25 protein-coding genes are annotated in these 26,864 nt (G+C 54.6%); all 25 read left to right on the top strand.

Annotation, left to right across the window (positions count from 1 at the left end):
* On the top strand, positions 1–1,149 hold a 1,149-nt coding region (locus FBQ85_05675; protein MDL1874650.1), incomplete at its 5' end, for a hypothetical protein.
* A 74-nt stretch (positions 1,150–1,223) separates the two neighbouring features.
* Entirely contained in the window at positions 1,224–2,147 is a 924-nt protein-coding gene (locus FBQ85_05670) for a UPF0164 family protein (protein ID MDL1874649.1), read from the top strand.
* A gap of 203 nt (positions 2,148–2,350) precedes the next feature.
* Positions 2,351–3,877: a S41 family peptidase gene (locus FBQ85_05665; GenBank protein MDL1874648.1), complete on the top strand. Its 1,527-nt coding sequence runs from the start codon at positions 2,351–2,353 to the stop codon at positions 3,875–3,877.
* Between the two features lie 30 nt (positions 3,878–3,907).
* Entirely contained in the window at positions 3,908–4,393 is a 486-nt protein-coding gene (gene folK, locus FBQ85_05660; protein MDL1874647.1) for a 2-amino-4-hydroxy-6-hydroxymethyldihydropteridine diphosphokinase, read from the top strand.
* 23 nt (positions 4,394–4,416) lie between these two features.
* Positions 4,417–5,049: a deoxynucleoside kinase gene (locus tag FBQ85_05655; GenBank protein MDL1874646.1), complete on the top strand. Its 633-nt coding sequence runs from the start codon at positions 4,417–4,419 to the stop codon at positions 5,047–5,049.
* A 144-nt stretch (positions 5,050–5,193) separates the two neighbouring features.
* A complete protein-coding gene (locus FBQ85_05650) occupies positions 5,194–5,382 on the top strand; it encodes a hypothetical protein (GenBank protein ID MDL1874645.1) in 189 nt (62 codons plus the stop codon).
* 112 nt (positions 5,383–5,494) lie between these two features.
* Entirely contained in the window at positions 5,495–7,342 is a 1,848-nt protein-coding gene (locus tag FBQ85_05645; GenBank protein MDL1874644.1) for an ABC transporter ATP-binding protein, read from the top strand.
* Positions 7,343–7,455: 113 nt separating this feature from the next.
* Positions 7,456–7,842, top strand: a complete 387-nt coding sequence (locus FBQ85_05640) for a RidA family protein (protein ID MDL1874643.1) — start codon at positions 7,456–7,458, stop codon at positions 7,840–7,842.
* A 189-nt stretch (positions 7,843–8,031) separates the two neighbouring features.
* Positions 8,032–8,535 carry a hypothetical protein gene (locus tag FBQ85_05635; protein ID MDL1874642.1) on the top strand — a complete coding sequence of 168 codons (504 nt, stop codon included), beginning with the start codon at positions 8,032–8,034 and terminating at the stop codon, positions 8,533–8,535.
* Positions 8,536–8,542: 7 nt separating this feature from the next.
* A complete protein-coding gene (locus FBQ85_05630; GenBank protein MDL1874641.1) occupies positions 8,543–8,926 on the top strand; it encodes a hypothetical protein in 384 nt (127 codons plus the stop codon).
* A 17-nt stretch (positions 8,927–8,943) separates the two neighbouring features.
* Positions 8,944–10,464: an amidophosphoribosyltransferase gene (locus FBQ85_05625; GenBank protein ID MDL1874640.1), complete on the top strand. Its 1,521-nt coding sequence runs from the start codon at positions 8,944–8,946 to the stop codon at positions 10,462–10,464.
* Between the two features lie 40 nt (positions 10,465–10,504).
* Positions 10,505–11,455 (top strand): hypothetical protein, encoded by a 951-nt coding sequence (locus FBQ85_05620; GenBank protein MDL1874639.1) that lies wholly within the window; start codon positions 10,505–10,507, stop codon positions 11,453–11,455.
* Between the two features lie 205 nt (positions 11,456–11,660).
* On the top strand, positions 11,661–12,239 hold the full coding sequence (locus FBQ85_05615; protein ID MDL1874638.1) for a CDP-alcohol phosphatidyltransferase family protein: 579 nt from the start codon (positions 11,661–11,663) through the stop codon (positions 12,237–12,239).
* A gap of 50 nt (positions 12,240–12,289) precedes the next feature.
* Positions 12,290–13,225, top strand: coding sequence for a signal recognition particle-docking protein FtsY (gene ftsY / locus FBQ85_05610; GenBank protein MDL1874637.1), 936 nt, complete (start codon positions 12,290–12,292; stop codon positions 13,223–13,225).
* A 497-nt stretch (positions 13,226–13,722) separates the two neighbouring features.
* Entirely contained in the window at positions 13,723–15,117 is a 1,395-nt protein-coding gene (gene rimO / locus FBQ85_05605) for a 30S ribosomal protein S12 methylthiotransferase RimO (protein MDL1874636.1), read from the top strand.
* Between the two features lie 145 nt (positions 15,118–15,262).
* Positions 15,263–16,156 carry an LD-carboxypeptidase gene (locus tag FBQ85_05600; GenBank protein MDL1874635.1) on the top strand — a complete coding sequence of 298 codons (894 nt, stop codon included), beginning with the start codon at positions 15,263–15,265 and terminating at the stop codon, positions 16,154–16,156.
* Between the two features lie 117 nt (positions 16,157–16,273).
* Positions 16,274–16,897 (top strand): phosphoribosylglycinamide formyltransferase, encoded by a 624-nt coding sequence (locus FBQ85_05595; GenBank protein MDL1874634.1) that lies wholly within the window; start codon positions 16,274–16,276, stop codon positions 16,895–16,897.
* A gap of 199 nt (positions 16,898–17,096) precedes the next feature.
* Complete coding sequence (purH, locus tag FBQ85_05590; GenBank protein ID MDL1874633.1) at positions 17,097–18,659, top strand: bifunctional phosphoribosylaminoimidazolecarboxamide formyltransferase/IMP cyclohydrolase; 1,563 nt, start codon at positions 17,097–17,099, stop codon at positions 18,657–18,659.
* Positions 18,660–18,806: 147 nt separating this feature from the next.
* A complete protein-coding gene (locus tag FBQ85_05585) occupies positions 18,807–19,838 on the top strand; it encodes a rod shape-determining protein (GenBank protein MDL1874632.1) in 1,032 nt (343 codons plus the stop codon).
* Positions 19,839–20,071: 233 nt separating this feature from the next.
* Complete coding sequence (mreC, locus tag FBQ85_05580) at positions 20,072–20,920, top strand: rod shape-determining protein MreC (protein MDL1874631.1); 849 nt, start codon at positions 20,072–20,074, stop codon at positions 20,918–20,920.
* Complete coding sequence (gene mreD, locus FBQ85_05575) at positions 20,917–21,411, top strand: rod shape-determining protein MreD (GenBank protein ID MDL1874630.1); 495 nt, start codon at positions 20,917–20,919, stop codon at positions 21,409–21,411. The genes mreC and mreD overlap by 4 nt, the downstream gene beginning before the upstream one ends.
* Positions 21,412–21,417: 6 nt before the next feature.
* Positions 21,418–23,229, top strand: a complete 1,812-nt coding sequence (mrdA, locus tag FBQ85_05570; GenBank protein ID MDL1874629.1) for a penicillin-binding protein 2 — start codon at positions 21,418–21,420, stop codon at positions 23,227–23,229.
* 3 nt (positions 23,230–23,232) lie between these two features.
* Complete coding sequence (gene rodA / locus FBQ85_05565) at positions 23,233–24,465, top strand: rod shape-determining protein RodA (protein MDL1874628.1); 1,233 nt, start codon at positions 23,233–23,235, stop codon at positions 24,463–24,465.
* A 121-nt stretch (positions 24,466–24,586) separates the two neighbouring features.
* Entirely contained in the window at positions 24,587–25,753 is a 1,167-nt protein-coding gene (locus FBQ85_05560; protein MDL1874627.1) for a hypothetical protein, read from the top strand.
* Between the two features lie 158 nt (positions 25,754–25,911).
* Entirely contained in the window at positions 25,912–26,745 is an 834-nt protein-coding gene (locus FBQ85_05555; protein MDL1874626.1) for a tetratricopeptide repeat protein, read from the top strand.
* The last annotated feature ends 119 nt before the right edge of the window (positions 26,746–26,864 follow it).

Raw genomic sequence — 26,864 nt, 5'->3', positions numbered from 1 at the left:
CACCAAAGGCAAAGGGTCGGTGAGCGCTATGTGTGCCAGTGCCCTGAGTGCGGCGGGCTGAGCTATTCGACCGATCGCGGCGCCACCTGGACCTATGTGCCGCAACCCGCGCCGTTCAACACTGTCATGCAAAATGTCACATATGACATCGCCTTGCATCCCACCGGCGTTTGGATCACGAGCTTTGGCGGGAGCGTATCCAAATCCAATGATCGCGGCAAAACCTGGCAATCCGTGCCGCCGGATTCGTTTTTTCTGGATGTGGCAACTAACTTGAATCATCGCGCATTTTCAGTCATCAATGCCGAGGGCGTTTTGTATGTCGGCACGGCCGGCGGTATCAATCGCTCGCTCGACGGGGGCTTGACCTGGACAAATTTTTCCCATCAAAATCAAACGCAACCCATTTCCGGAAATTTTGTGGTTGCGCTGGGTCAGCAAAAATGGAACAATCGTGAATATATTTGGGCCGCGACGGTAAATGCTGAAGATCCCGAGGAAACCCGCGCAGTCTCCATCAGTGAAGACGGCGGGTTTACGTGGCGCGTGACTCTGGAAAATGAATTTGCACACAACTTTGCCTTTGAGGGCGCGAGCGCCTATGCCGTCACCGATCAAGGACTTTATCGTTCCGATGACTTCGGCCACACCTGGGCCAAGTTTCCAACGATTGTCGATGAAAACGAAAAACAGCCGTATCTGAGTGAAGAATATTATTGCGCGGGCGTGTTAGGCAATCAATTGTTCGTCGGCGGGCCGGACGGCCTGGCAGTCACAGCAAACAATGGCGCCACGTGGACGCTTCAGCGCGGCTCCGTAGCTGCCGGAGAGAACGGCGAACCGCGAACTTATGCCTATCCCAATCCGTTCTCACCCTCGCGGCACAACCAATTGCGCGGTGATGGCCACGTTCGTTTCCAATACAACCTTACCGCGCCGGGGACAGTTACGATCAAAGTCTTTGATTTCGCCATGGAATTGGTGGCCGAGGTTGTTTCCAGCAAGCCGCGCAACAGCGCCGGCAATTATTTTGAAATTTGGGATGGCAAAAACACCCGCGGCGACGTCGTACACAACGGCGTTTATTTCTATCGCATTGACCTGGCGGGGGAGGGCGTGCATTGGGGCAAGGTGATGGTGTTGGATTGACCGCCATCAAAATTTTAACGTGATGGTCAAGCTTGAATCCGCAGAAGCAATCGATTCATTGAAGTGTTAAACGCATGAAAAGAGTTTATATGTTGAAACTAAAATGTTGTGTTGTCGCGGGCCTTATGTGTCTGCCGTTGCTTGCATTCTCGCAAGACGCCGGTAAGTCCGGGCTGGCATTCTTGAAAATTGGCGTGGGCGGTCGTGCGGCAGCGCTAGGTGAAGCATACGTTGCCGTGGCCAACGATCCCACCGCGATTTATTGGAATCCGGCTGGTTTGGCAAACGCCTCGGGCACACAACTGGCGTTCACGCATTTGGAATGGCTTGAAAGCATCAATCACGACTTTTTTGCTGTGAGTTTTCCCGGCTTTGGCGGCGTGTTGGGGCTTGGCCTCACCTCACAGGCGATTCCCAATATCGAATTGCGTGAAACGCCGACTGCTGAACCAATCGGCAGCTTTGATGGGCGCGATCTCGCATTGTCGTTGTCCTATGGCCGCAAACGAGGCGCAAATTTGTCATGGGGTGTAAGCCTCAAATATCTCTACGAGAAAATTTATTTGACCTCGGCCAACGGCTTTGCGTTTGATGTTGGGGCAAATTGGCAAACTCCCGCTGCGCCTTTGCGCCTGGCTGCAAGCGTGCAAAACGTGGGAACGATGGGCAAACTCGTGAATGAGAGTATTACGCTGCCGGCTTTGGCGCGTATTGGCGGAGTGTATCAATTAACTTCAGCTCACGGCGCGCCGCGCGCAGCCCTGGCGCTGGAGAACATGCTTTTGTTCGAAGGCGGCAACGCAACCAGCGTTGGATTGGAATATTGGCTGGTTAACGGCGTGGCCGGTCGCGCCGGTTATCAGCTTGGCCGTGAAAATCGCGGATTGACGGCGGGATTTGGCGCAAACCGCGGACGCTACACACTGGATTATGGCTACTTGCCTTTTTCCAATGAATTGGGCGCAACCCACCGCTTTTCCATTTTACTAAAACTGTAATCCGGCGAAACCTTTTTGGGGGAGTGAGCGTCTTATTATGCACTTTCATTTTCGTTATCGGTCTGCGAGACGGCGCATCGTCGCTATAAATAGAAAAGCAGGGCAGGTGTTCGTCTCGAGGCGCGATACGGCTTCTCACCTTTTCAACGTACCGATTTTTTGATTTGTCAGCGTTTCACCCATGCCACACATTGAGGTGCCGAATGAAGTCTTTTGGAAATCACAAAGTCTGGATGGCAACGTTCGCGGTGGTCACGGTTTCGACTTTGGCGTTGTACGAGCCGACGAGCTTCCTGCCGTGGGAACGGCCCGAGCGCAACAACATCTATCAAGAGATGATGCGTTTCAGCGAAGCGCTCAACGCGGTCAGCAAGTATTACGTCGAAGAGGTGAAAACGCCGGCCCTGGTTGACGGCGCCATCTCCGGCATGTTGGAAACGCTCGATCCGCATTCGGTTTTCATTCCAAGAGATCAACTCGAAGATGTGACGGAAAAATTCGAAGGCCATTTTTTCGGCATCGGTATCGAATTTCTCATCATCAAAAAATGGCCGACCGTCATTGCGCCCATTGGCGGCTCGCCCTCGGAACGCCTCGGTTTGCGCGCGGGCGATCAAATTGTGCAGATCGACGGCAAGTCCTCTTATAATCTCAATCAGGATGAAATCATCAAGCAATTGCGCGGCCCGCGCGGCTCACAAGTCAAAATCACAATTCAACGGCCCGGCTTCGAATCGACTTTCGACGTGACCATCACGCGCGACAAGATTTCGATTTATAGCGTCGAGCCGGTTTTTATGATCGACGATCAAACCGGCTATATCGGCATGAAGCGCTTCTCAAAAACCACGGCAGAAGAATTGGAAAACGCCCTGCTGAAATTGGAAGCGCAAGGTTTGAAGCAGCTCATTCTCGATTTGCGCAGCAATGCCGGCGGCTATCTCGATCAAGCCGTGGAAGTCGCCGACAAATTCATCGAGCGCGGCCGCAAAATCGTCTATACTCGCGGCCGCATTCCACAAGCCGATGATGATTATTTGGCGACGGATGACGATCATCATAAACCGTTCCCGACAATTATCTTGATCGATCATGGCTCGGCCAGCGCTTCCGAGATTGTGGCGGGCGCCATGCAAGATTGGGATCGCGCGTTGATCGTCGGCGAGACCAGTTTTGGCAAAGGCCTCGTGCAAACGCAAATCGGTTTGAAGGACGGCTCAGCGATTCGCGTGACCACGGCAAAATATTACACGCCCAGCGGCCGGTTGATTCAGCGGCCTTATGAAAACGGCCATTTCGGCGAATATGTGGAAGCCGCTTATGACGACGTCGACCCCAACACCAATGCGGATTCTTTAAAAAATCGGCCAGTCTATCAAACCAGCTCAGGTCGCAAAGTCTTTGGCGGCGGCGGCATTACCCCCGACGTGCAAATCAAATGGCTCTTGCCCACGCATTTCACGGTGGATTTGATTGTGAAAAATGTTTTTCTCGAATATGCCGGCGACTTTGCCTCGAAGAACCGCCAGCTTGCAAATAATTTCGAGGCGTTCAAAGAAATCTGGGCGCCGAACGAACGCATGATGGCTGACTTTCGCCGTTTGCTGGAAGCGAAGAATATCAAATTCGATCTGGCAAGCTGGAACGCGGATCAAAACTTGATCAAGCTTTTGCTCAAGAAAGAAGTTGCTTTGCATTTGTGGGATCGCGAGCGCGCCGCACAAGGATGATTTCGAATGGCATTACCTTCATCGGGCGGCATGTTTTGCGAAAACGTTTTTATCGGCCTGGGCTCGAATCTCGGCGACCGGGAGCACCATTTGCGCCTGGCGAGGGAAAAGCTGCGCTCGCATCCCGAGATCGCGCTGCAGCAACAATCTTCACTTTATCGCACCGCGCCGGTAGGCCTGCTCGACCAGCCGGAGTTTCTCAATCAGGTCATTGAAATCGCGACGCGTTTAACGCCGCAAGCGTTGCTGCACACCTTGCTGCAAATCGAACGGGAACTGGGCCGCGTGCGGGATAAAAAATGGGGGCCGCGCACGATTGATTTGGACATACTCGCGTTCGATCAGAGGCGCATCAATACCGCGGAGTTGGTCGTGCCGCATCCGGAAATTCGCCATCGCCGTTTTGTGCTCGCGCCTTGGGCGGAAATCGCGCCGGACTTTAGGCCGCCGGAGAGCGGACAAACCGTGGCCGAGTTGTTCGCTAGCTGTGACGACAAATCCGCAGTGCAGGTTTGATTCACTTTGACTCAGAGGGTCGTGTGCGTCTTCAGTATCTTGCCATCGAGGGCGTTATCGGCGCCGGCAAAACCAGTCTGGCCCAAAAAATTTCCGAGCGCTATGGCGCACGCCTGTTGCTGGAGCAGCACGAGGAGAATCCGTTTCTGGCGGATTTCTATGAAGACGCGCGCCGCTTCGCCTTCTCCACGCAAATGTTCTTTTTGCTCAGCCGCTACCGCCAACAACAAGAATTGCCGCAACGCGATTTGTTCCATGACTTGCTGGTGGCGGATTACATCTTTCAAAAAGATCGCATCTTTGCCACCCTCACTCTCGAAGAACGCGAGATGTCGCTCTACGACAAAGTTGCGCGCCTGCTCGAACGCGACGTCTTGAAACCGGATCTGGTGATTTACCTGCAATCGAGCACGGAACGTTTGATGGCGAACATTCACATGCGCAACCGGCCTTATGAACGGGCGATGAGTGAAGCATACATTCGCGACCTGAATGAAGCGTACAATCAGTTTTTTTTCAATTACACCGAGACGCCGCTGCTGGTGATCAACGCCACTAATATCGATTTTGTCAAACGCGAAAGCGATTTTGAAGATTTGCTCGCGCAGCTCAGCCGTCCAATTTCAGGCGTGCAGTATTATTCACCGCCGCGGTAAATCAATTCGCAATTAACAATGACATTAGCCATTAACCATTGTTACGTTGTCAGCCGGTTTCGTTCGTGAAACGCTTTGTTATTGCTTACATGATTCAAATCACGATTGCGATTTGACGGAACTGATTTAACTTGGGTTACCCTCATGTTTCGTTTGATTTTTTGGGCCTTGTTGTGTTATCTGGCCTATCGTGTGTTGCGTGTATTGCTCCGGCAGAACCGCGACACCGCTTCGACGCCGATTCAAGGCGAGCATCAGAATCAGCCGCTCGATCTCTCGAAGATGGATGTGGAAGACGCTAAATTTCAAGAGGTCAACAAAAAGCAGGCGTGAACGTGCCGATGGCGCGCGTTCACCGGAGACCTCGACGAAACCCAAGTACGTTCGACCGAGTCGTGCCGTTGCGCCGCGCTGACGCCGGCCTCTTGCGTCGAGCCGGAAAATGATGCGAACCTACTTGCGAATTTTGCGCTACCTGCGGCCGTATCGGTTTGCGCTGGCCGGCTCGATGGTGTGTATTTTATTTTTCACGCTGTTGAGCAGCGCCTCCCTGTTTTCCATTCTGCCGTTTCTCGATGTGGTGTTCTACGGGGCGGACAAAACCGAGCTTACCGGTGAGGCGCCGGCTTCGCCTGCGCCTCCGACGCCTGCGGCTCAAACCCTGGCCGATGCCCGCCAAAAAGTGATGCAAAAATTCTACGGCCTCGTTCTCGGTGAAAATCAAAAAAGCACGCTGGTGCGGCTTTGCGGCTTGATCATCCTGCTCATCTGCGGCAAGAACCTTTTTGATTATCTGCAGGCGTATTTGATGGCGCGCGTCGAGCAGGGCGTCATCATGGATGTGCGCAACGATCTCTATCGCCATCTCCAACAGCTCTCGCTGAGTTATTTCAATCAAAACCGCACCGGCAACCTCATTTCCCGCATCACCAATGATGTGACATTGGTGAACAACGGCGTGTCCGCAAGCTTTGTCACGCTCATCAAGAATCCGTTGCTGATCTTGGCGTATCTCGGCATGGCGTTTTTTTTGAGTTGGAAACTCACGCTCGCGGCCCTGCTCATCGTGCCGTTGAGCCTGGCGGTGATCGGCAGCCTGGGCTCACGCCTGCGCCGCGCCTCGCGGCAATCGCAAACCAAGATGGCGGATTTGACCTCGATCTTGCACGAAACCATCAGCGGCGCGCGCGTAGTGAAGGCGTTTGCGATGGAAGATTTCGAAGTGCGCAACTTCACGCGCGAGTCGCGATCCTATTTTCAAACCTTGCTGCGCGTGACCCGCATCAGCCGCCTGGCTGGCCCGATTACGGAATCGCTCGGCGCGATGGTGGGCGTAGGCATCTTGTGGTTCGGCGGACAGCAAGTGCTGGCGGGCGGCGCGCTTTCACCTTCGGAATTTTTGTTGTTTCTGCTTGCCATTTTTTCCGTAATGCAGCCGGTGAAGGAACTCTCCACCGTGGGCAGCCGCTTGCAAGAGGCCATGGCGGCCGGCGAGCGCATCTTCAGTGTGCTGGATACCGAGCCGGAAATTGTTTCACTACCCGGCGCAGTGAAAATCGCGGGTTTCGAGCAGAACATTCGCTATGTGAATGTTTCTTTCGCGTATGAACAAAATTCGGTTCTGCAAAACATAAGCTTTGAAGTGCGCAAGGGCGAGATTCTCGCGATTGTCGGCCCGAGCGGCGCCGGCAAGTCAACGCTGGTGGATTTGTTGCCGCGTTTTTATGATCCCACCAGGGGACGCGTTGTCATCGACGGCGTCGATCTGCGTGACATCGATGTCAAAAGTCTGCGCCAATTGATGGGCATCGTCACGCAAGAGACGATTTTGTTTCACGGCACGGTGCGCAGCAACATTGCCTATGGTTTGAGTGGGATGCCCGAAGAGAAACTGCGCGAGGCCGCGGTTGCCGCCAATGCGCATGGCTTTATCATGGAATTGCCGCAGGGTTATGACACGCTGATCGGCGAGCGCGGCCTCAAACTTTCCGGCGGCCAGCGCCAGCGCCTGGCCATCGCGCGCGCGCTGCTGAAAAATCCGCCGATCCTGATTCTCGATGAAGCGACTTCCGCGCTCGACAGTGAAAGCGAGATGCTGGTGCAGCAGGCAATCGAGCGGCTCATGGCAAATCGAACCTCGTTCGTCATCGCGCATCGCCTCTCGACGATTTTGCATGCGCACAAAATCATCGTGCTCGATCAAGGCCGGCTGGTGCAATCCGGCGCGCATGAGGACTTGATGCAACAAGACGGGGTTTATCAGAAATTGTATCGCATGCAGTTTCGGGCGTAACGCATGTCGCGCCTTTAGAGGCGCACGTGTTTGATTGATCTATTCGTTGAGAAAACTTTCAAAGACATTCCACCATTGAAAAGCTGAACATCTACTGCCAAAAAGGAGCGCTCATGCGCGAAGTGATCAAAACCTCCTCGGCGCCGGCCGCCATCGGGCCGTACAGCCAGGGCATTCGAGTTTCTGCGGGGAAAATGCTGTTCACCGCCGGCCAGGTGCCGCTCGATCCCGCCACCGGCCAGATGGTCACCGGCGACATCAAAGCGCAAACCCGGCGCGTGCTGGAAAACGTCAAAGCGATTCTGCAAGCCGCCGGCGCCTCGTTTGAACATGTCGTGAAAACCACCGTGTTCATGACGGACTTGAACGAATTCGCCGCGATGAACGACGTCTACGCCGAGTATTTTGCGACGAATCCGCCGGCGCGTAGCACGGTGGAGGTGCGCGCCCTGCCGAAAGGCGCGAAGGTGGAGATTGAGACGATGGCGATTATTGAATGAAGGAGAAACAATGGAATCCATTCAGACGGAAGATGCGTGGGATTTATTGGAAGGGCTGGCGGGCACGGTTGAAGGCCCGGAAGATTGGGCAGCAGAACACGATCATTATCTTTATGGCACTCCCAAGCGGTCTGACCAGAAAAAGCCGTGAAGGCCGATCGTTTTAATCAAGCAGTCATGAATATTTCTATGCTAGACTCGATTCAGCAGCAGAGAATTTGTATTGCAGTAGTTTTTTTCTTGCTGGCATCTGTTTTCTCGTATGCTTTTCCGCAAACACCTTCATCTGATTCCCTGGATTCGCGAGCAGCATCTGCCGTTTCACATAAGAAAAGTCCCTCCGGCGCGGCTTTGCGCTCGCTGGTGATCCCGGGCTGGGGGCAATACTACAACGGCAAAAAGATCAAAGCCGGATTGGCGTTTGCCGGCGAAGCCGGTTTGCTCGGCATGGCGCTTCATTGGAACAGCCGGGCGGCGGACGCAAAGCGGGCGAATGACGAGACCCGTCAGCTACAATATGAAGACTGGCGCAACGGCTGCTATTGGGGCCTGGCAGCGCTGATCGTTTACAGCATGCTCGACGCCTATGTTGATGCACAATTGTCGGATTTTGACGAATCCCCCGTGCTCGATACGATGTTGCTTGCGCCGCGCGCGCCGGTGTTTGCCTTGCGCGTGCAAATTCGCCTTTGAATTCTTGATGAGAATCGCTAAAATGGCGCTTCGTTTGATGATGTTGGTGTTTGTTGCATTATTGCCGGGTTTCACTTTCGCGCAAGTGCCGGCGGCGGATAGCAGTGTTGTCAAGCGTGTTCAACGCACAAGCGATTCCTGGTTCGGCAAAGATAAGGCCGATCATCTCACCTTGAGCGCGGCGTTGACGGCGGCGCAATATTATCCTTTGCACCGCGAATTGGAGCTGTCCTCGCGACGCAGCCTGCAAGCTGCCGCCATAAGCACGCTGGCAATCGGCGTCGCCAAAGAAATTTATGATGCCACCGCACGCAAGCGTTTCGCCAGCAAGAAAGATTTGGCCGCCGATATTTTGGGAATCGCCCTGGCCGTTATATTGATTCATAAATGAGGCTTTGAAGCTTTCGCATGAACGTTACCTCAACCTCCTCCAACGAGCTTGACAAGCCGCGCTCGAATTGCGCCATTGTTGGCGCTTACGGCAATCGTGAAGCCGCAAAGCTGGTGTATCTCTCGCTATATGCCTTGCAGCACCGCGGCCAGGAAAGCTCGGGCATCGTGTCGAGCGACGGCGAGCATTTGCATCGCCATGCCGGCATGGGATTGGTCACCAATGTCTTCGCCGACGCGAAGCTGTTCGAGCGCTTGCCCGGTAAAATCGCCATTGGGCACAACCGCTATTCCACCACCGGCTCGACCATGCTGCAAAATGCGCAGCCGTTTCTCACGCATTTCAAACACGGCGCCATGGCCGTCTCCCACAACGGCAACTTCACCAATGCGCGCACGCTGCGGCGGCAGCTTGAAGATCAGGGTTCGATCTTTCAGACCACCAGCGACACCGAGCTGATTTTGCATTTGATGGCGAAGTCGCAGGCCGGCGATATTGTGGGACGTCTCAAAGACACGTTTAATCAACTCAAAGGCGCATATTCTCTCGTAATTCTGACGCGCAACAAACTCATTGCGGTGCGCGATCCGCGCGGCTGGCGGCCGTTGAATCTCGGGCGCAAGCGCCACACCTGGCTGGTGGCCTCGGAAACCTGTGCGTTCGATTTGCTCGACGCGAAATATGTTCGTGAAATCGAACCGGGTGAAATTGTCGTGCTCGATCAGCACGGCATCGCGTCCGATCGTTTGGACGAAAAAGCCGCGCGCGCGGCGTGCATCTTCGAGTTCGTTTATTTTTCGCGGCCGGACAGCAAGATTTTCGAGGAAAACGTCGATCGCGCGCGCCGCCGGCTCGGCAAGAATCTCGCCAACGAGCATCCCGCGCAAGCCGATATGGTAATCGGCGTGCCCGACTCGTCGAACACCGCCGCGCTTGGTTATGCGCGCAACTCCGGCATCAAATACGAAATCGGCTTGATTCGCAATCATTATATCGGCCGCACGTTCATTCATCCCGATCAAAGCGTGCGCGATCTCAACGTGCGGGTGAAATTCAATCCGGTGAAGGGCGTGCTCAACGGCCGGCGTGTTGTCGTCGTGGAAGATTCCATCGTGCGCGGCACCACCCTGCGCAATCTCGTGCGCCTGCTGCGCCGCGCCGGCGCCAAGGAGATTCACGTGCGCATTAGCTCGCCGCCCATCGTTTCGCCGTGCTATTACGGCATGGATTTCCCCACGAAAGACGAGTTGATTGCCGCGCACAAAAGCGTCGCGCAAATCAAGGACTATCTCGAAGTCGACAGCCTGGAATACCTTTCGCTGGAAGGCCTGCTCAAATCCGTGCCGCATGAAAAAGGCGGGTATTGCACGGCCTGCTTCAACGGCCAGTATCCTCTCATCCCCGAAGATTTGATGGACAAATTTGCGATGGATGACAAGAACGGCCAATTCGATGTTATCGTGCGGCGCGCCAAGAAACAAAATCAAAACGGACTGGTAAAAATCACGCGCAAGCCTGCGACCAAGCAAACCGGCTGAGGCAGCGGATTCTATCCCCATAGGAAGTGGGAACATCGACATGAGGATCAAAAAAATCGTCAAGCTGTTGGATTATGTTTTCGTCCTGCGGCCGACATTGTTCTTTCCGGTGTGGACGGTTTACGCTGCCGGTTATTTTGCCTTTCATCGTTTTGCGCCAAGCGGCATGAACGGCGCTACCACCGGCATGGCGGGAGAATCGCTCACGCTGCTGCTCTCGCTCAGCTTGCTCATGGGCGCGGCGTTTATTCTGAACCAGCTTTGCGACGTTGCCACGGACGCGCAAAATCACAAGCTCTTTCTCATTGCACACCGGCATATTTCACCGGGTGCCGCGTGGCTGCAAACGATTTTGTTGTCCGGCGCCGGGCTGCTGATCGCGTTTTATCACGATCATCTTGTCGGACTTTTGTTTCTTGCAATATTTTTGTTGACCGGCATTCTTTACAGCGTCGCGCCGTTCCAGTGGAAAGATCGACCGTTTCTGGGATTGCTCTCGAATGCCGGCGGCGCGCTATTGATTTTCTCCGCCGGCTGGTGGTCGGTGGAGACAAGCCTGGGCATGCCGATTCGGCATGCGCTGCCCTACATGCTCGCGGTCGGCGCGGTTTATTTGTACACCACCCTGCTCGATCTCGACGGCGACGCCCGCACGCAAAAACTCACTTTCGGCGTGAAATACGGCTGGCGTCCGACCATCATCGCGGGTTGTGCTTGCGAAATCGCCGCAACCGGTATTGCTTTTTACGTGAACGATCCGGTGATTTTTTATCCCGCACTCATCTCCGCGCCGTTCTTTCTGCTGGCCGCGATCAAACAAACCCGCAATGACGTCTCTCGCGCCATCAAATTGCCGATCTTGTTTCTCGCGCTGGCCATCTGCCTGAAAGTGTGGCAATATGTGTTGGTGCTGGCGTTTGTGTTCTATTTTTCAAAGTGGTATTATCGCGAGCGTTTTGGGCTGAAATATCCGAGTTTGCAGGCGGATTGAGATGATCCGCTATGCAGCTATTTGCCTCACGCAGAGAACGCAAAGGTTTTGTTGTTGAATTGTTTTCTCGGCTAGCTTTGCGAACTCTGCGAGAGAATTTGTCTTTTCGAATTTAAAGAACGTCAGCAATTTGTTAAAATATCTCAGCAGTTTCCCGGCGGAGTACCGCTTTCTATTCTTCGACTAATCAAACCTCCACCTCCTCATGAGCACACCTCAACCCCGGCCGGATGAACGCCATCGCATCTGGACGATCTCCAACATCATCAGTTTCACCCGCCCGCTGTTTTTGATTCCGGCGATCTGGTTCATGAGCCGCGAAACGCCGCAGGGTAATCTGCTGGCGGTGGTGTTTATCTTTGTTGCCGGCACCACCGATTGGGCCGACGGTTTTCTCGCGCGCAAATTCAAACAACAATCCGAGCTGGGGCGCGTCATCGATCCGCTCATGGATAAAATTTGCGCGGCCAGCGTCGGCATTTATTTGGCATTTTTTCGCGACTTTCCCGTGTGGTTTTTGGTATTGATTCTCACGCGCGATTTGATTATTATAGCGCTCGGTTTTTTAATGACTTCGCGCCGCAATAAAGTGCCGGAGTCGAACTGGTATGGCAAAGTCGCAGTCACGGCCCTGGCGATCGTGATGATCGTTTTCACTCTCGAAATCGAGCCGCTCAAATGGCCATTTTTTTGGATTATGGCCGTTTTGTTTTCTATCTCGGCGGGAGTGTATATCGCCCGCTTCGTTTCCGATACAAAAAACGCGAAGATTCCTGCTCGCTGATGTTCCTGCCTGCGCTTTGTCTCGGTCACCCAAATTTGATTTGATCTTTCATGGCTTCCTTTTTTGAAAAACTGAAGTCCGGCTTGAGCAAAACCCGCCGCAGCCTGGTGGACAATGTCGTGCAGGCGGTCACCGGCAAAGCGCGTCTCGATCAAGCATTGGTCGATGAGCTGGAAAGCTTGTTGATTTCCGCTGATCTCGGTGTAGCGATGACAACTGCCTTTCTCGAGCGCTTGCGGGAACGCCTCGGCTTCGGCCAGAGGGCTTCACGTGAGGCGGTGCTTGATTGCCTGAAAGAGTTTCTCGTCGAACGCCTTGAGTCCACCACGAACGGCAAGTGGAGCGGCACGGCTGATTTCTTTTCGCCCTCGCAGCGGCCTTATGTGCTGATGATCGTCGGCGTGAACGGAGTCGGCAAAACCACGACAATTGCCAAGCTCGCGCATGTGTTTCGCCAGCGCGGGCGCTCGGTGCTGGTGGCGGCTGCAGACACGTTCCGCGCCGCGGCCGCGGATCAATTGGAGATCTGGGCGAAGCGTGCGCAAGTGGAGATCATCAAAACCAAAGCCGGCGGCGATCCTTCTGCGGTTGTGTTCGATGCGCTGACCGCAGCGAACTCGCGGCAAACGGATATCGTCATCGTTGATACCGCCGGCCGCTTGCACACCAAAAGCAACTTGATGGAAGAGTTGAAGAAAATGATGCGCGTGATGAAACGCGTGCTGCCCGAGGCCCCGCATGAAGTGCTGCTCGTGCTCGACGCCAACACCGGCCAAAATGGTTTGCGCCAGGCCCAGGCCTTTTTCGAAACCGCCGGCGTCACCGGCTTGATCGTCACCAAGCTCGACGGCACCGCCAAAGGTGGCATCATCTTCGCGATTCAAGAGCAGCTCAAAATTCCGGTGCGTTTTATCGGCGTAGGCGAGGGCATGGACGATTTGCAGCCGTTCGAGCCTGAGGCGTTTATCGAGGCGTTGTTTGCGTAGAGAGAGACGGCATATGTGCATGAGTCCAAAACACAATTGCGCATCGCCCAAGGATGCGCCGCAGAACTGGAAAAGTTGCGGCGCGCCGGCGGGCGAAATAATTTAAAAGAGGGGATGATCCATGAAAACAATTCAAGTTGAAGTCGATGACGCCTTGCTTGAAGCGATAAAACAAGACAAAGATTTCAAAGCGATGGACGTTTCAACGTTTTTCCAGGGGGCTGCCCGTTTTTTTAAAATGGAAAACGGAATATGAAATTGAGAGACAATATGAGCGCGCTTACGGCGACCCGCGTGCTCGTGCAGAATTTGATCGTGAGGTCGGCGAGTGGATCGGAGAACAGGTGTGGATCGATTGATTCATCGCGGCGAAATCTGGCTTCATGAATTCAAACCGTTGAGAAATCGAAATTAGTTCAATTCATTGGGAACCTTGACAAGAAACTCATGGCGCAAGTCTGCACGGCATTGTCAATCGCCACCGGTTGCAACGTTGAATCATAAAAGGCCCTAGCTTGAAAGTCAATCTCATCACCCTCGGCTGTCCCAAAAACGTCGTTGACTCCGAAGTCCTCAAGGGCGGCTTGAAGCTGCGCGGCGTTGAGTTCGTTGCCGATGCGGCGGCAGCGGAGGCCATCATCGTCAATACCTGCGGGTTCATCGAGTCTGCCAAAGAAGAATCGATTGACACTATTCTGCAAGCCGTGGCGCTGAAAAAGCAAGGCTCGTGCAAGCAAGTTTTTGTCACGGGCTGCCTCTCCGAACGCTACACGCCCGAATTGCGCAAAGAAATTCCGGAAGTTGATGGTTTTTATGGCAACCGCGATTTGCGCCAAATCGTCAACGGCCTCGCCCGGCAAATGCGGTTGAAATACGAATTGCTCGGCGAGTCGAACGCGGCGGGCGAACGCGAGTTAATCACGCCCAGGCATTATGCCTATCTCAAAATCTCCGAAGGCTGTGAGCATCCCTGCACGTTTTGTGCGATTCCGCAGATTCGCGGCGGATTTCGCAGCACGCCGATTCCCATGTTGGTGCAGGAGGCACGTCTGCTTGCCGAAAAAGGCGTGAAAGAGCTGATTCTCGTGGCGCAAGATTCCACGCAATACGGATTGGATTTGAACGGCAGGCAGCAATTGCCGCAGCTTTTGCGCGCGCTTTGTGAAGTCGAAGGCATCGAATGGCTGCGCGTGATGTATGCCTATCCCCATCACGTCACTGATGAGATGATCGAGATCATTGCCTCGCAGCCGAAAATCGTGAAGTATCTCGACATGCCGATTCAGCACATCACCGACCGCATGCTCAAGCGCATGGCGCGCCGCGTGAATCGCGGTTTCACCGAAGAATTGCTGGCGCGCTTGCACGCCAAGATTCCCAATCTGGTGTTGCGCACCTCATTGATCACCGGTTTTCCCGGCGAGACTGAAGAAGATTGTCAGAGTTTATATGATTTCGTGTGCGAAGGCCATTTCGAGCGGCGCGGCGTGTTTACCTATTCTCACGAGGAAAACACCCCGGCATTCAACTTCAACGAACAAATCGAAGAAGAAATCAAACGCGAACGATACGATTTGCTCACGGAGGCGCAGCGTGAGATCGCAGCGGAATGGAATCACCGCCACCTCGGGCGTGAGTTGCGGGTTTTAATCGATGAGTACGACGATCATGAACATGCCTATCGCGGCCGCACGGAGTGGGATTGCCCGGAGATCGATCACAACGTTTTAATCCCGTCGTCAAACGGCCAGTTTGTCTGCGGAGATTTTTATCAGGTGCAGATAACCGGTTCGGCGGACTTTGAGTTGACCGGACATTTAAAAAGTCAACCAAACGCATCTTTACCGCAGGCGACCGCGGCGAATGGCCGTTATTTGAAAGTGTTGGCATAGTCATTCAGGTTACCGCCCGGGCGCTTTTGTTTCTCTACAGGCCAATTCACAGCGCCCGGGCGGTAGCTGGCGTCAAGAAACAAACGGAGATCCTCTGCCCAAAATCATCAAACCGCCGCGGTTACGCCAAGGCGATGTCATCGGTGTGATTGCGCCGGCCAGCCCGATGAAGCCGGAGCTGCTCGAAAAGGGCGTGCAATATTTGGAAAGCCTGGGCTATCGCGTCAAACTCGGGCGCTATGTGCAGCGTGAGCACGGCTATTTGGCCGGAACCGATGCCGAGCGCGCGCGCGATCTCAACAACATGTTCCGCGATAAGCGCGTGAACGCCATTATTTGCGTGCGCGGCGGTTATGGCACACCGCGAATTCTGCCGATGATTGATTATGACGTGATTCGCAAGCATCCCAAAATTTTCGTCGGTTATAGCGACATCACTGCGCTGCAACTCGCGATTCTCCGGCGCACCGGCTTGATGACCTTCTCCGGGCCGATGGTGGCGGCTGACATGGGCCGAGGCATCGATCCGTTTTCCGAAGCACAGTTTTGGCGCATGCTCACCGAGCCGGCGGCGTTTGGTGATTTGCAGCCGCAACAGGAAAAAGAATTCGCCGGCATCACAAACGGCAAAATCCGTGGGCGTTTGATCGGCGGTTGCCTCTCACTCGTTGCCACCGTTGCTGGCTCAACCTTCATGCCCTCGCTGAAAAACAGCATTTTTTTTCTGGAAGAGATTGGCGAGGATATTTATCGCATCGATCGCTATCTCGTACATCTGCGGGAACTGGACATCTTGAAGCAGATCGGCGGTTTCGTGCTCGGCCAAATGGTTGAGTGCGGTTCATCGAGCGGCACGCCATCGTTGAGTTTGGAAGATTTGATGCGGGATTTCATTCGCCCGCTGCGGGTTCCGGCTTTGATGAATTTGGAGTACGGCCACGCCAGTCGCAAGCACACCATGCCGATTGGCGGCCGTGCAGAGCTGATCGTCTCGGCCCGGCAAAAACGATTGACTATCACCGAGGCAGTTGTTCGCTGAAATAAACGAGCGCGCGAAGTCTGGCTTGCGTTCAGCGATATTTGATACTTCAACGTTTTGTGAACGCAAGCCAGACTTCGCCCAGTCTGCAAGCCTGACTTCGCCTGAATTGATAACATGAACCTCCGTCTCGCCGTTTTTGCCAGCGGCCGCGGCTCGAACTTCAAGGCCATTCTCGATGCCATTCAGTCCGGCACACTTGATGCAAAAGTGGTTTTGTTGATCAGCGATCAACCACAAGCCGGCGCTCTGCAAACCGCCGCGCAGGCCGGCATCCCGACGCGAATCATCGCGCCGAATGCTTTGGCAACAAGTGAGGATTACGGCAAGGCGTTATTGCAAGCGCTGGCTGAGTGTGACAGCAACTTCATCGTGCTCGCGGGTTTTCTGCGCATGATTCCAGCGGCGGTGATCAAGGCGTTCAGCGGCCGCATCATCAATATTCACCCCGCGCTGCTGCCAAGCTTTGGCGGCAAAGGCATGTACGGCTTGCGCGTGCACCAAGCCGTGCTCGATTACGGCTGCAAAGTGAGCGGCGCAACCGTGCATCTCGTCGATGAAAATTATGATACCGGCAAACCGCTGGTGCAGCGCTGTGTGCCGGTTTATGAGGATGACACACCCGAGTCGCTCGCGGCGCGGGTTCTGAAAGTCGAGCATCAAATTTTACCGGAAGCGTTGCAATTGTTTGCGAAGGATCGTGTGGTGATTGATGATCGAGGCGTTCGGATTTTAACGTAATCGTCGAGATCAATAGCAACTAGGCTGATTGAAACCGGAGCCGCCGCATCCTGAGCATGACTTCGGCAAGCTCAGTCGAACCGTCGAAGGGTGCTGGCTTCGACAAGCTCAGCCAGCGAAACGTTTTCACATCGTCCGAATTTTGAGGTACGCAAATACTCGTCAACCAAGTTTTGATTTCTTTTTGGGAAAGACCTCAATCGTGCAATCCATCAAACGCGCGCTGATTAGCGTGTACGACAAAACCAGCCTGCTCGAATTGGCGCGGGTTTTAGTCGAGCACAATATCGAAATCATCGCCACCGGCGGCACCAGCCGCGTTTTGCAGGAGAACGGCTTTCAGATTACGTCGATCGAAAAAGTCACCGGTTTTCCGGAAGTGCTGGAGGGCCGCGTGAAAACGCTGCATCCCAAAATTTTTGGCGGACTGCTGGCGCGGCGCGATCTGCCCGCGCATCTTGCGGAAACGGCGGCGCAGGGCATTGCTTTGATTGATTTGGTAGTCGTCAATCTCTATCCTTTTCGTGAAACGATTAGCCGTCCGCAGACCACGTTGGAAGAAGCTCTCGAAAACATCGACATTGGCGGTGTGGCGCTGATGCGCGCTGCAGCAAAAAATTTTGCCGCGATTGCAGTATTGACGCATCCCGGTCAATATGCGGCCTTCTGCGAAGAACTGCGCAAACACAACGGCGGACTGACGGAAACCACGCGACGGCAACTCGCGCTCGGCGCGTTTGCCTGCACGGCTGCGTATGACGCGGTGATCCATGCTTATCTGCAACGAACGGCGGAACGCGCGGTTTTGCCCGCTTCGCTGTTGTTTGCGCTCGAAAAGCAACAGGATTTGCGCTACGGCGAGAATCCACATCAGCGTGCGGGATTTTATCGTGACAGTTTGAGTCCAGCATCGGGGTTTCTCAGCAGCCGGCAGTTGCAAGGCAAAGAGCTTTCGTACAACAACATCGCTGACGCCGACGCCGCGCTCAATCTCGTGCGCCTGTTTCAAGAACCATGCTGTGTGATCATCAAGCATGCCAATCCCTGCGGCGTTGCGGTTGGCGATTCGTTGGCAGCCGCTTATGAAAACGCAAAGGTGACTGATCCGGCTTCCGCCTTCGGCGGTATTGTCGGTTTCAATCGCGAAGTAGACGGCGAAACCGCGGCGCGCGTTGCCGAGCTTTTTACGGAAGTGATCATCGCGCCCGCGTTTAGCACGGAAGCACAGCGCATTTTTGCAGGCAAAAAAAATCTGCGGTTGCTCGAGATGGAAGGTATCCGCACGCCAGCGCCGGCGGCATTGGAATTCAAAGCCGTGGCCGGCGGCGTGCTGGTGCAGGAACAAGATGTAAATGCGGAGGAGGACTCCCGTTTCAAAATTGTCACACAGCGACAGCCCACGCAACCGGAATGGCAGGCTCTGCGGTTTGCCTGGAAAGTGGTGCGGCTGGTGAAATCCAACGCTGTGATTTATTGCGGTCCGGATCGCACACTCGGGATTGGCGCCGGACAAATGAGCCGGGTGGATGCCGCGATTATTGCCGTGGAAAAAGCGAAGCGTGCCGGGCTCTCCGTGCAAGGCGCAGCCGTCGCGAGCGACGCATTTTTCCCTTTCGCCGATAGTGTTGAGGAAGCCGCACGCGCCGGCGCAACCGCAATTATTCAACCGGGCGGTTCGCTGCGCGACGCCGAAGTGATCGCGGCAGCAGACCGTCATCAACTGGCAATGGTTTTTACCGGCGTCCGGCACTTTCGCCATTAAGGCCATCTTGTGCAAGCGCAAACCAACATTTGATAAAACACTTTCCCGCGTGACGGTGAATATGAAAAATATCGAAAACTCAAATAATTCAAAAAATTTCTACCTCCGGCTGTTGAGACACGTTTCCGTGATGAAAGGCGATCACGCATGAATTTCTCTCTGCAAAATTTTTTGTCAACTGATATTGCCATGGATTTGGGCACGGCCAATACGCTGGTGTACGTGCGCGGCAAGGGGATATTGGTCAATGAACCGAGCATCGTTGCCTTGCGTAAAATTGATCAGGAAATCGTGGCCTATGGCCACGCGGCCAAAGAAATGCAGGGCCGCACTCCCAACGAGATCATTACCGTGCGGCCGATGAAAGACGGCGTGATCGCAGATTTTGAGCTGGCTGAGGCCATGATTCGCCATTTCATCCGCACGGTACAGGCGACGCGCATCTGGAGGCCGCGTATGGCCATCAGCATCCCCAGCGGCGTCACCGAAGTCGAAAAACGCGCGGTGCGCGACTCCGCCGAACATGCCGGCGCGCGCGAAGTTCATTTGATCGATGAGCCGATGGCGGCGGCTATCGGCATCGGCTTGCCGATTGACGAGCCGGTGGGCAGCATGGTGATCGATATCGGCGGCGGCACCACGGAAATTGCGGTGATCTCGCTTTCCGGTATTGTGAATCACAGCTCGATTCGCATCGCGGGCGATGAGATGAATGAGGCCATCGTGCAACATTTCAAACGCAATTACAACTTGTTGATTGGCGAAAATACCGCGGAGCAAATCAAGATCACGCTGGGCTCGGCAGCGCCGTTTCAAGACAAGACGACGATGACAGTGCGCGGCCGCGATTTGGTGGCGGGCATTCCCAAGACCGTCGAGATCACGTCGATGGAAGTGCAGGAGGCGCTTGCAGATTGCGTGAATTCGATTGTCGAAGCGACGAAACATTGCCTGGAACAAACGCCGCCGGAATTATCTGCGGATATTTTGGATCGCGGCATTGCGCTCTCCGGAGGCGGCGCGTTGCTGAAAGGCCTGGATGAACGTTTGCGCCGCGAAACCAGCCTGCCCATCATCGTTGCGGAAGATCCGCTTACGGCCGTGGTGCGCGGCACCGGCAAAGTGCTGGAGGCGATTCACAAATATCAAAAAGTTTTGACGAAGGTGAAGCGGTATTAGGCCCAATATCGTTCACTTAACATTTCGTTCGTTGTCCCGGCCCTTGTGCGCCGATGGTAACGAAAATAATTTCAATCTCTCTGCAGTGCCCCCCAACTTTTAATATTATGAGGGGCAGGACTACTAAGGGAACGGTATTGCTATTAGGCCGCCTATGCCTGGCCTTTCTGTCCAGACGGACGTGCAAACGGCGCAAGAGAGTTGGCCGGCGGAATTTTTATTGATCAAAACCCATGAAAACTGCGCTGCTCGATCGTTCGAACGAATATCTCATCTCGCGGCGGGAATATTTTACGCTGTTTGCCGCCGTAGTGGCGGCGCTTGCGATTCTATTCAACAACAATGCGCCGCAGATCGACGCTCTGCGCGGCGTGGCCCTCGATCGCTTCGCGTTCTTTCAGGAAAAGATGAGCTGGTTCGCCCGCTTGTCGCAATCGGCTGAGGAAGTGAGCGCGCTGCGCCAGCGCGCGACGCAACTCATGCTGGAAAACAGCCAACTGCGTGAAGCCTATCTGGAAAATTTTCGTTTGCGCCGCATGCTGGATTATCGCCAGCGTGAGCCTTTGCAATTTCGCGCGGCGCGTGTGCTGTCTGCGGAACGCAGCCGCACGCCCAACACCGTGGTGATCGATTTGGGCAAACAAGATAACATGCGTGTCAACATGCCGGTGGTGACGCCCGAAGGTTTGGCCGGCAAGATTTACCGGGTGCATGATCGCACCAGCCTGGTGCAACTGATGCTCGACCGCAATTTCAGCGTGAGCGCGCGCGCGCAAGGTGGGCGTGTCCTGGGCATCGTGTCGTGGAGCGACACGCGCGGCCTCGAAATGACCGGCGTGCCGCGCAACGCGGTGCTGCAAACAGGAGACGTGGTGGTGACGTCGGATTACAGCGCCCTCTACCCGCCGGGCTTGCGCATCGGCAAAATTCAGCAGCCTTCTTTTGAAAAAGGTGAACCGTTTATGCGTATTCCGCTCGAGCCGGCGGTGCAGTTCAACAGCCTCGAAGAAGTGTTCGTGATCATCACGCCGCCCGAACGCTTCAAGGTGTATGTTGCAGCGGATTCTAGCCGGGGAGAATAACTCAGTTGGCGAAACGTGTTGTCAAATACCTTCTGCTGTTTTCGAGCTTCTTGCTCGTGCAAGTCAGCTTGATTCCGCTGTTGACCATTTACGAAATCGCGCCGGATTTAATGTTGATCGGCGTGGTGCTCTCCGCGATTCGGCATGGCGCAATTGCCGCGATCGTGACGGGCTTCGTCGCTGGGCTGGCGCAAGATGCCGTCAGCACACATTTGTACGGTTTGCAGGCGCTGGCCAAAGCCGTGGCCGGCTTTGTTGCCGCTTATTTCGCGCGCGACAAGCTGAAATTCGACTTGCAGGTCACGCTCGGCATTGCTCTTGCAGCCGCGCTGGCGCATAATGTGATTCGCGACACCATTTATTATTTCGATGCCGATTTCGGTTTTTGGTATACGATTATCCGCTACGTGATTCCGAATTCCCTGTACACGTTGGCGCTGACCGCGATTACACACTTGTTGTTCGCCAAGAGTTTTAAGAGAAAATCGTGAGGCGTTATGGAATTGAACCTGGAATCAAAGCGCCGGATTTTTGCCGGCGGCCTTGCGCTGCTGTTTCTCGTTTTGATCGGCCGCTTTGCCTACGTGCAGCTTTTCAAGGGCGAACAGTTTCTCGAGGAAGCCAACAAAAACCGCGTGCGCATCATTGATGTCGATCCGCCGCGCGGCTTGATTCGCGACCGTTTCGGCGAAGTGTTGGTCGAGAACAGCCCGGCTTATGCGATTTATGCCGTTCCCGCCGAAATCCGCAATGCGCCGGAGGCTTATCAAATCATCTCCACCGCGTTGCGCATGTCGCCCGATGACCTGAAACAGCAAATCGCCAAAAACAAACGCGGCAATTTCACGCCGGTCAAAATCGGCCGCCAGGTTGATTTTGCCGCCTTCAGCCTGCTGAATGAACGCCGCCTGGAGTTGACGGGCGTGGATTTTCGCGCGGAATCGCGCCGCATGTACAACCACGGCGTCAAGGCGCCGCATTTGTTCGGTTATTTGAGCGAAATCAGCGACGCCGAATTGAACATATACGGCAACAATTACAGCCCGGGCGATCTCATCGGCAAAAAAGGCATCGAACGCCAGTATGAGAGAATCATGCGCGGCGAAAAAGGGCATCGCTTCATCGAAGTCGATGCCGTCGGCCGCGTCATTCGCGATCTCGCCGGGCAGGATACCACCTTCTTCAAAGACCAGGAGCCTGAGCCGGGCAAAGATTTATTGCTCGGGCTTGATGCCTCGCTGCAACGTATGCTCGAAGCGGAATTGGCCGGCAAAAACGGCGGGGCGGTGGTGTTGAATTGCAAGAACGGCGATGTGCTGGCGCTGGTGAGCAAACCGGATTTTGATCCCGAATTGTTCTCTAAACCGTTGACGCCGGAAATTTGGAATCGCCTGCTCAACGATCCGAATAAACCGTTGTATGATCGCATGGTGCAGAGCCTGTATCCGCCCGGCTCGACGTTTAAAATGATTACTGCCTTCGCCGGCCTGCAAACCGGCTTGATCAATCCCAATGAAACGGTTTTTTGTCCGGGGTATTATGTTTTTGGTGGCCGCACATTTGATTGCCACAAAAAGGGCGGCCACGGCACGGTGAATTTGCTCGGCGCGCTCGAACAATCCTGCAATGTTTATTTTTATCGCATGGGCTTTCGCGTCGGCTTGGAACATTGGACGGATTACGCTAAACGTTTCGGCTTTGGCATACAAACCGGCATCGATCTGAGTGAAGAAAGCGGGGGCTTGCTGCCGGATGAGGAGTATCTCGACCGGCGCTACGGCAAGGGCCGCTGGAGCAAAGGCATGATGTTAAACCTCGCGATTGGGCAGGGCGATTTACTGGTGACGCCTTTGCAAATGGCCTGTTTTGCCATGGCCATTGCAAACGAGGGCCGCAGTTTTAAGCCGCGCTTGATGCGCAGCATTCTGGATCCCTTCACGGGCAAAGAAGAATTCCCCGAGCCGGATTCGGTTTATGTGCGCGATATTCGAGCCGAAAATTGGGAATTGGTCCGGCGCGGCATGTTTTTGGTGGTAAACGGCGGTCGCGGCACGGCGGTCGGCTCGCGGGTTGCGGGACTCATCAGCGCGGGTAAAACCGGAACCGCACAGAATCCGCACGGCGAGCCGCACGGATGGTTCATTGGATTTGCACCGTTCGACGATCCGCAAGTCGCGTTTTGTGTGTTCATCGAAAACGGCGGCTCGGGCAGCGGCGCAGCGGCGCCCATTGCCAAAAAAATTCTCAGCTTTCTTCATCAAAACAATAAACTCGGCACGCAGCCGGAGCCTATCGACTCGGCAGATTGAAGCATGTTAGCCCGCACGAACATTAGCTGGAAAGATATCGACAAAGCCATCATTATTTGCGTGCTGCTCTTGGCGTCTGCCGGTTTGATGGCAATCTACAGCGCCACCAGCTCGCCCGTTACCTCGGCCGTGATCAAAAACAGTTTTTCGAAACAAATCATCTGGTTTTTGATGGGCGCGATGATTGCATCAGCGATTGTGCTGACGCCGGCGAAATACCTCCGCAGCTCGGCCTACTGGCTTTACGGCGTCTGCCTCGTGTTGCTGGTGTTAGTGCTGTTCATCGGCGGCGGCAAGGGCGTGCATCGCTGGTTCATTATCGGCCCGATATATTTGCAACCTGCCGAAATCGCAAAAATCGCCACGTTGCTCGCATTGGCGCGCTATCTTTCGGACGAGGCGCGCGACTTGAAAAGCCTCAAAGATATCGGCGTTTGTTTCGCCTTGGTGTTGGCGCCGACCGCATTGATTTTAAAAGAGCCGGATCTTGGCACCGCCATTGTGGTCGTGTCTTTGCTGTTACCGGTTTTGTTTTGGGCGGGCCTCTCGCCGTTCATCGTTTTTATAATCGTCAGCCCGGTGCTCACGGTTATTTCAGCGTTCAATGTTTTCACGTTTGGCGCGGTGATGCTGCTCATTATCGCCGTGCTGGTGCTCTCCAAGCGCAAATTGCCGGTGTTGTTAGCCATCTTCATTCTCAATGTCGGCGTGGGCGCGCTCACGCCCAAGTTGTGGCATGGCCTGAAAGATTATCAAAAGACCCGCATTCTGACGTTCGTCGGCATACAGGAAGATCCGCGCGGCACCGGCTATCAAGTCGCGCAGTCACAGGTTGCCATTGGCTCCGGCGGTTTTTGGGGCAAAGGCTGGTTGCGCGGCACGCAAACCAAATTGCGCTTTCTGCCGGAACAACACACGGATTTCATCTTTGCTGTGATCGGCGAAGAATTCGGATTTTGGGGCGTGATGATTGTGCTGATTACGTTTTTTGTTTTATTCTGGCGCGCGCTCGGCATCGCAATCTCGGCAAAAAACAAATTTCTTGTGCTCATGGTGGTGGGATGTGTCACTGTGCTCGGCGTTCATGTCATTGTTAACACCGGAATGACGGTCGGCATCATGCCGGTGACCGGCATTCCCTTGCCATTTTTAAGCTACGGCGGCTCCTCGTTATGGATGTGCATGACGCTCATCGGCTTGATTCTAAACGCGGGCGCGCGGCGGTTTCAATATTGATGCAAATTTCGCTTCCAGCCGCGATAAGTCAAAGTTTGCAATGGAACTAGGCCTTGACATTCTACCCGAACTTTCATACCTTTTGTGCAAAATTTTACAGTTTTGATACGGTGTATGCGTCGTGAAAGATAGAACATCGTGGTTGATATGCGGTGGCGTTGTTGCTTTGCTTGCGGCATTGCCTCTCAAAGCGCAAGAGTCAAAATTCGGGGTGGGGTTACGTGGCGGCGTCGGGCGCATCGAGGGAGATGTCAAACGCAATGTTCTGCGCGCCTTCGGTAGTGGCCTGGTCTTCTATTCTCCGGATCCTCATCTCGCCTTTGGAATCGAAGCGGGCGTCGGCGAATTTTTGACGGATGACGATACCCGGCAAGATTCCGTTGCTCTCGCCATTCCCATCGAGTTTGATGTTACGCTGCGCTATTCTCCCTATAAAACCGTTTCGCCGTTTGTGACCCTGGGCGCGGGCGGACTGGTTTGGTACAACGTGCGTAAAAGCGATCGCAAATCGTTTCAAGGCGGCCCCAAGGAAGATGAGCGCGCCTATCTGTTCAAAACGGCTGGCGGAATTGACCTCGCGCTTTCGCAGCGCTTCAATTGGTCCTTCGGCGCAGCGTTTCGCTATACGCTCAGCGACAACCTCGATTTGAATTCCAGCGGCGATGAAAACGACGGCATCATTACGCTGTTCACCGGCTTGACCTTGAAATTAGGCGGCGGCCTGCCCGACCGCGATCGCGACGGCGTGCTCGATCGCTTTGATCTCGATTCCCGCGCCCGGGAAGATCGCGACGGCTATATGGATCATGACGGCGTGCCGGATACCCAGATTACCACAAGCTTGCTGGCGTTTACCACTTCGAACACAGCGGCGAGCGGCGCAGACGACATTCCGCCGGTGGTTATTCATCATCCGATCAAGCGCGCCACTGCCGGCCGCGATTTGCGCGTGCGCGCAGAGATTTTCGAAAATCGCAATTTGTTGAAAGCTGCGGTATTGTATCGTCCGGTGAATGTCCGGCGCTGGCTGGTGGAGCCGATGATGACGGCGGATCTTGAAACTTATCAGGCCCTTCTTCCCGGGCCGGCTATTCCCAAAGGCGGGCTGGAATATTGCGTCGTCGCCGTTGATGAAGCCATCAGCGGCTTGGGCTATAGCGGATTGCTCAATCGCCCGAATTATGTCATGGTCAACGGCGGCGAAACCTATTGGCGCATCGCCGCGTTCTTGGCGGCTGCGGGCGGATGGGGCACAGCGGCCTATCTGGTGCAACGCAAACAGAACTAGAGGTATGGCCGCCCCCTTATTTTGCATATTCTGTAAAGCTAATCGATTGTTTTCGAGTATGCGTTTTAGACAAAAGCAGGCTTTCCGGCTATACCCCTGGCGCGAATTTTAGCGATGAGGATTTTTAAAAAAGTTATTCGAGTCACGAGGAGATTTTGATGAAGCAAAACGTTTTTGGCAAAACCGGCTTGATAAAATTCGTTCTTCCCACGATGGCGCTGCTGCTCACGTCCTTGTTTCTGTTCGCTTGCGGCGGCGGCCGCAAAACCACGGCGGGCGGTGAGGGCGGCCAGGATGTTGATATCGATAGCCTGCTGGAAGGCGGCGAGCAAGCCACGCAGCCTTCTGCCGCGGACGATGAAACAGAAGTCTTGAAACTTTTGGGCATTGTTCCAGAAAATAAAGCGGAAGAGGCGAAGCCGCAAGAAGCAGCCGCACCGGCGGCCGCACCCGCGAATCTCAACGCGGAAGTGGAACGGCTACAGCGCGAGTTGCAGAGCAAGGATCAACAAATTTCAAGCCTGCGAGCGGATGTCAGCGAAAAAGACCGCCGCTTGCAAGCTTTGCAAACCGAGCTGGAAAGCGCGCAACGCCGCAGCGTGGCGCCGAGCACGAGAATTGCCGGCGATTATGCGCAGCGCTATGCGCAAGCGCGCGACCTGTACGAGCAAAAGCGCTATAACGATGCCATTGCCGTTTTCGCGGCGCTGCTCGCGCAAGATGATCGCAACAGCCTGGCGGATAATTGCCAATATTGGATCGGCGAGTGTTACTACGGCCTCGGCAACTTTGTGCAATCGGCCGCCGAGTTTCAAAAAGTGCTCGCGTTTTCGCGTTCCGACAAGCTCGATGACGCCCATCTCAAGCTCGGGTTGTGCTATTTGCGCACCGGCGATCGCGCGCGCGCGCGCAGCGAGCTTGAACAATTACTCGCCATCTACCCCAATAGCGAATATGTGGAAAAAGCGCGACGTTATCTCAGCCGGATGTAACCGGCGGCAAAAACTGTCTGCACGCGCCGATTCGAATCAACAGCGACACGCGCAAAAACCGCTATCATTGTTCTGCTGTGTTACGAGAACCTTCGGGGTGGCGTCAAGCCACCCTTTTC

Source organism: Cytophagia bacterium CHB2 (genome assembly GCA_030263535.1).
Taxonomy (GTDB): domain Bacteria; phylum Zhuqueibacterota; class Zhuqueibacteria; order Zhuqueibacterales; family Zhuqueibacteraceae; genus Coneutiohabitans.
Note: the sequence above shows the minus strand (reverse complement) of the source record. Positions and strands in the feature narration are given on the sequence as shown.

What these genes read in the sequence shown, in the direction of transcription:
- FBQ85_05670 (MDL1874649.1), top strand. Translation starts at nt 1,224, where the DNA reads ATGAAAAGAGTTTATATGTTGAAACTAAAATGTTGTGTTGTCGCGGGC.
- FBQ85_05665 (MDL1874648.1), top strand. Translation starts at nt 2,351, where the DNA reads ATGAAGTCTTTTGGAAATCACAAAGTCTGGATGGCAACGTTCGCGGTG.
- folK (MDL1874647.1), top strand. Translation starts at nt 3,908, where the DNA reads ATGTTTTGCGAAAACGTTTTTATCGGCCTGGGCTCGAATCTCGGCGAC.
- FBQ85_05650 (MDL1874645.1), top strand. Translation starts at nt 5,194, where the DNA reads ATGTTTCGTTTGATTTTTTGGGCCTTGTTGTGTTATCTGGCCTATCGT.
- FBQ85_05645 (MDL1874644.1), top strand. Translation starts at nt 5,495, where the DNA reads ATGCGAACCTACTTGCGAATTTTGCGCTACCTGCGGCCGTATCGGTTT.
- FBQ85_05640 (MDL1874643.1), top strand. Translation starts at nt 7,456, where the DNA reads ATGCGCGAAGTGATCAAAACCTCCTCGGCGCCGGCCGCCATCGGGCCG.
- FBQ85_05635 (MDL1874642.1), top strand. Translation starts at nt 8,032, where the DNA reads ATGCTAGACTCGATTCAGCAGCAGAGAATTTGTATTGCAGTAGTTTTT.
- FBQ85_05630 (MDL1874641.1), top strand. Translation starts at nt 8,543, where the DNA reads ATGAGAATCGCTAAAATGGCGCTTCGTTTGATGATGTTGGTGTTTGTT.
- FBQ85_05625 (MDL1874640.1), top strand. Translation starts at nt 8,944, where the DNA reads ATGAACGTTACCTCAACCTCCTCCAACGAGCTTGACAAGCCGCGCTCG.
- FBQ85_05620 (MDL1874639.1), top strand. Translation starts at nt 10,505, where the DNA reads ATGAGGATCAAAAAAATCGTCAAGCTGTTGGATTATGTTTTCGTCCTG.
- FBQ85_05615 (MDL1874638.1), top strand. Translation starts at nt 11,661, where the DNA reads ATGAGCACACCTCAACCCCGGCCGGATGAACGCCATCGCATCTGGACG.
- ftsY (MDL1874637.1), top strand. Translation starts at nt 12,290, where the DNA reads ATGGCTTCCTTTTTTGAAAAACTGAAGTCCGGCTTGAGCAAAACCCGC.
- FBQ85_05595 (MDL1874634.1), top strand. Translation starts at nt 16,274, where the DNA reads ATGAACCTCCGTCTCGCCGTTTTTGCCAGCGGCCGCGGCTCGAACTTC.
- FBQ85_05585 (MDL1874632.1), top strand. Translation starts at nt 18,807, where the DNA reads ATGAATTTCTCTCTGCAAAATTTTTTGTCAACTGATATTGCCATGGAT.
- mreC (MDL1874631.1), top strand. Translation starts at nt 20,072, where the DNA reads ATGAAAACTGCGCTGCTCGATCGTTCGAACGAATATCTCATCTCGCGG.
- mrdA (MDL1874629.1), top strand. Translation starts at nt 21,418, where the DNA reads ATGGAATTGAACCTGGAATCAAAGCGCCGGATTTTTGCCGGCGGCCTT.
- rodA (MDL1874628.1), top strand. Translation starts at nt 23,233, where the DNA reads ATGTTAGCCCGCACGAACATTAGCTGGAAAGATATCGACAAAGCCATC.
- FBQ85_05555 (MDL1874626.1), top strand. Translation starts at nt 25,912, where the DNA reads ATGAAGCAAAACGTTTTTGGCAAAACCGGCTTGATAAAATTCGTTCTT.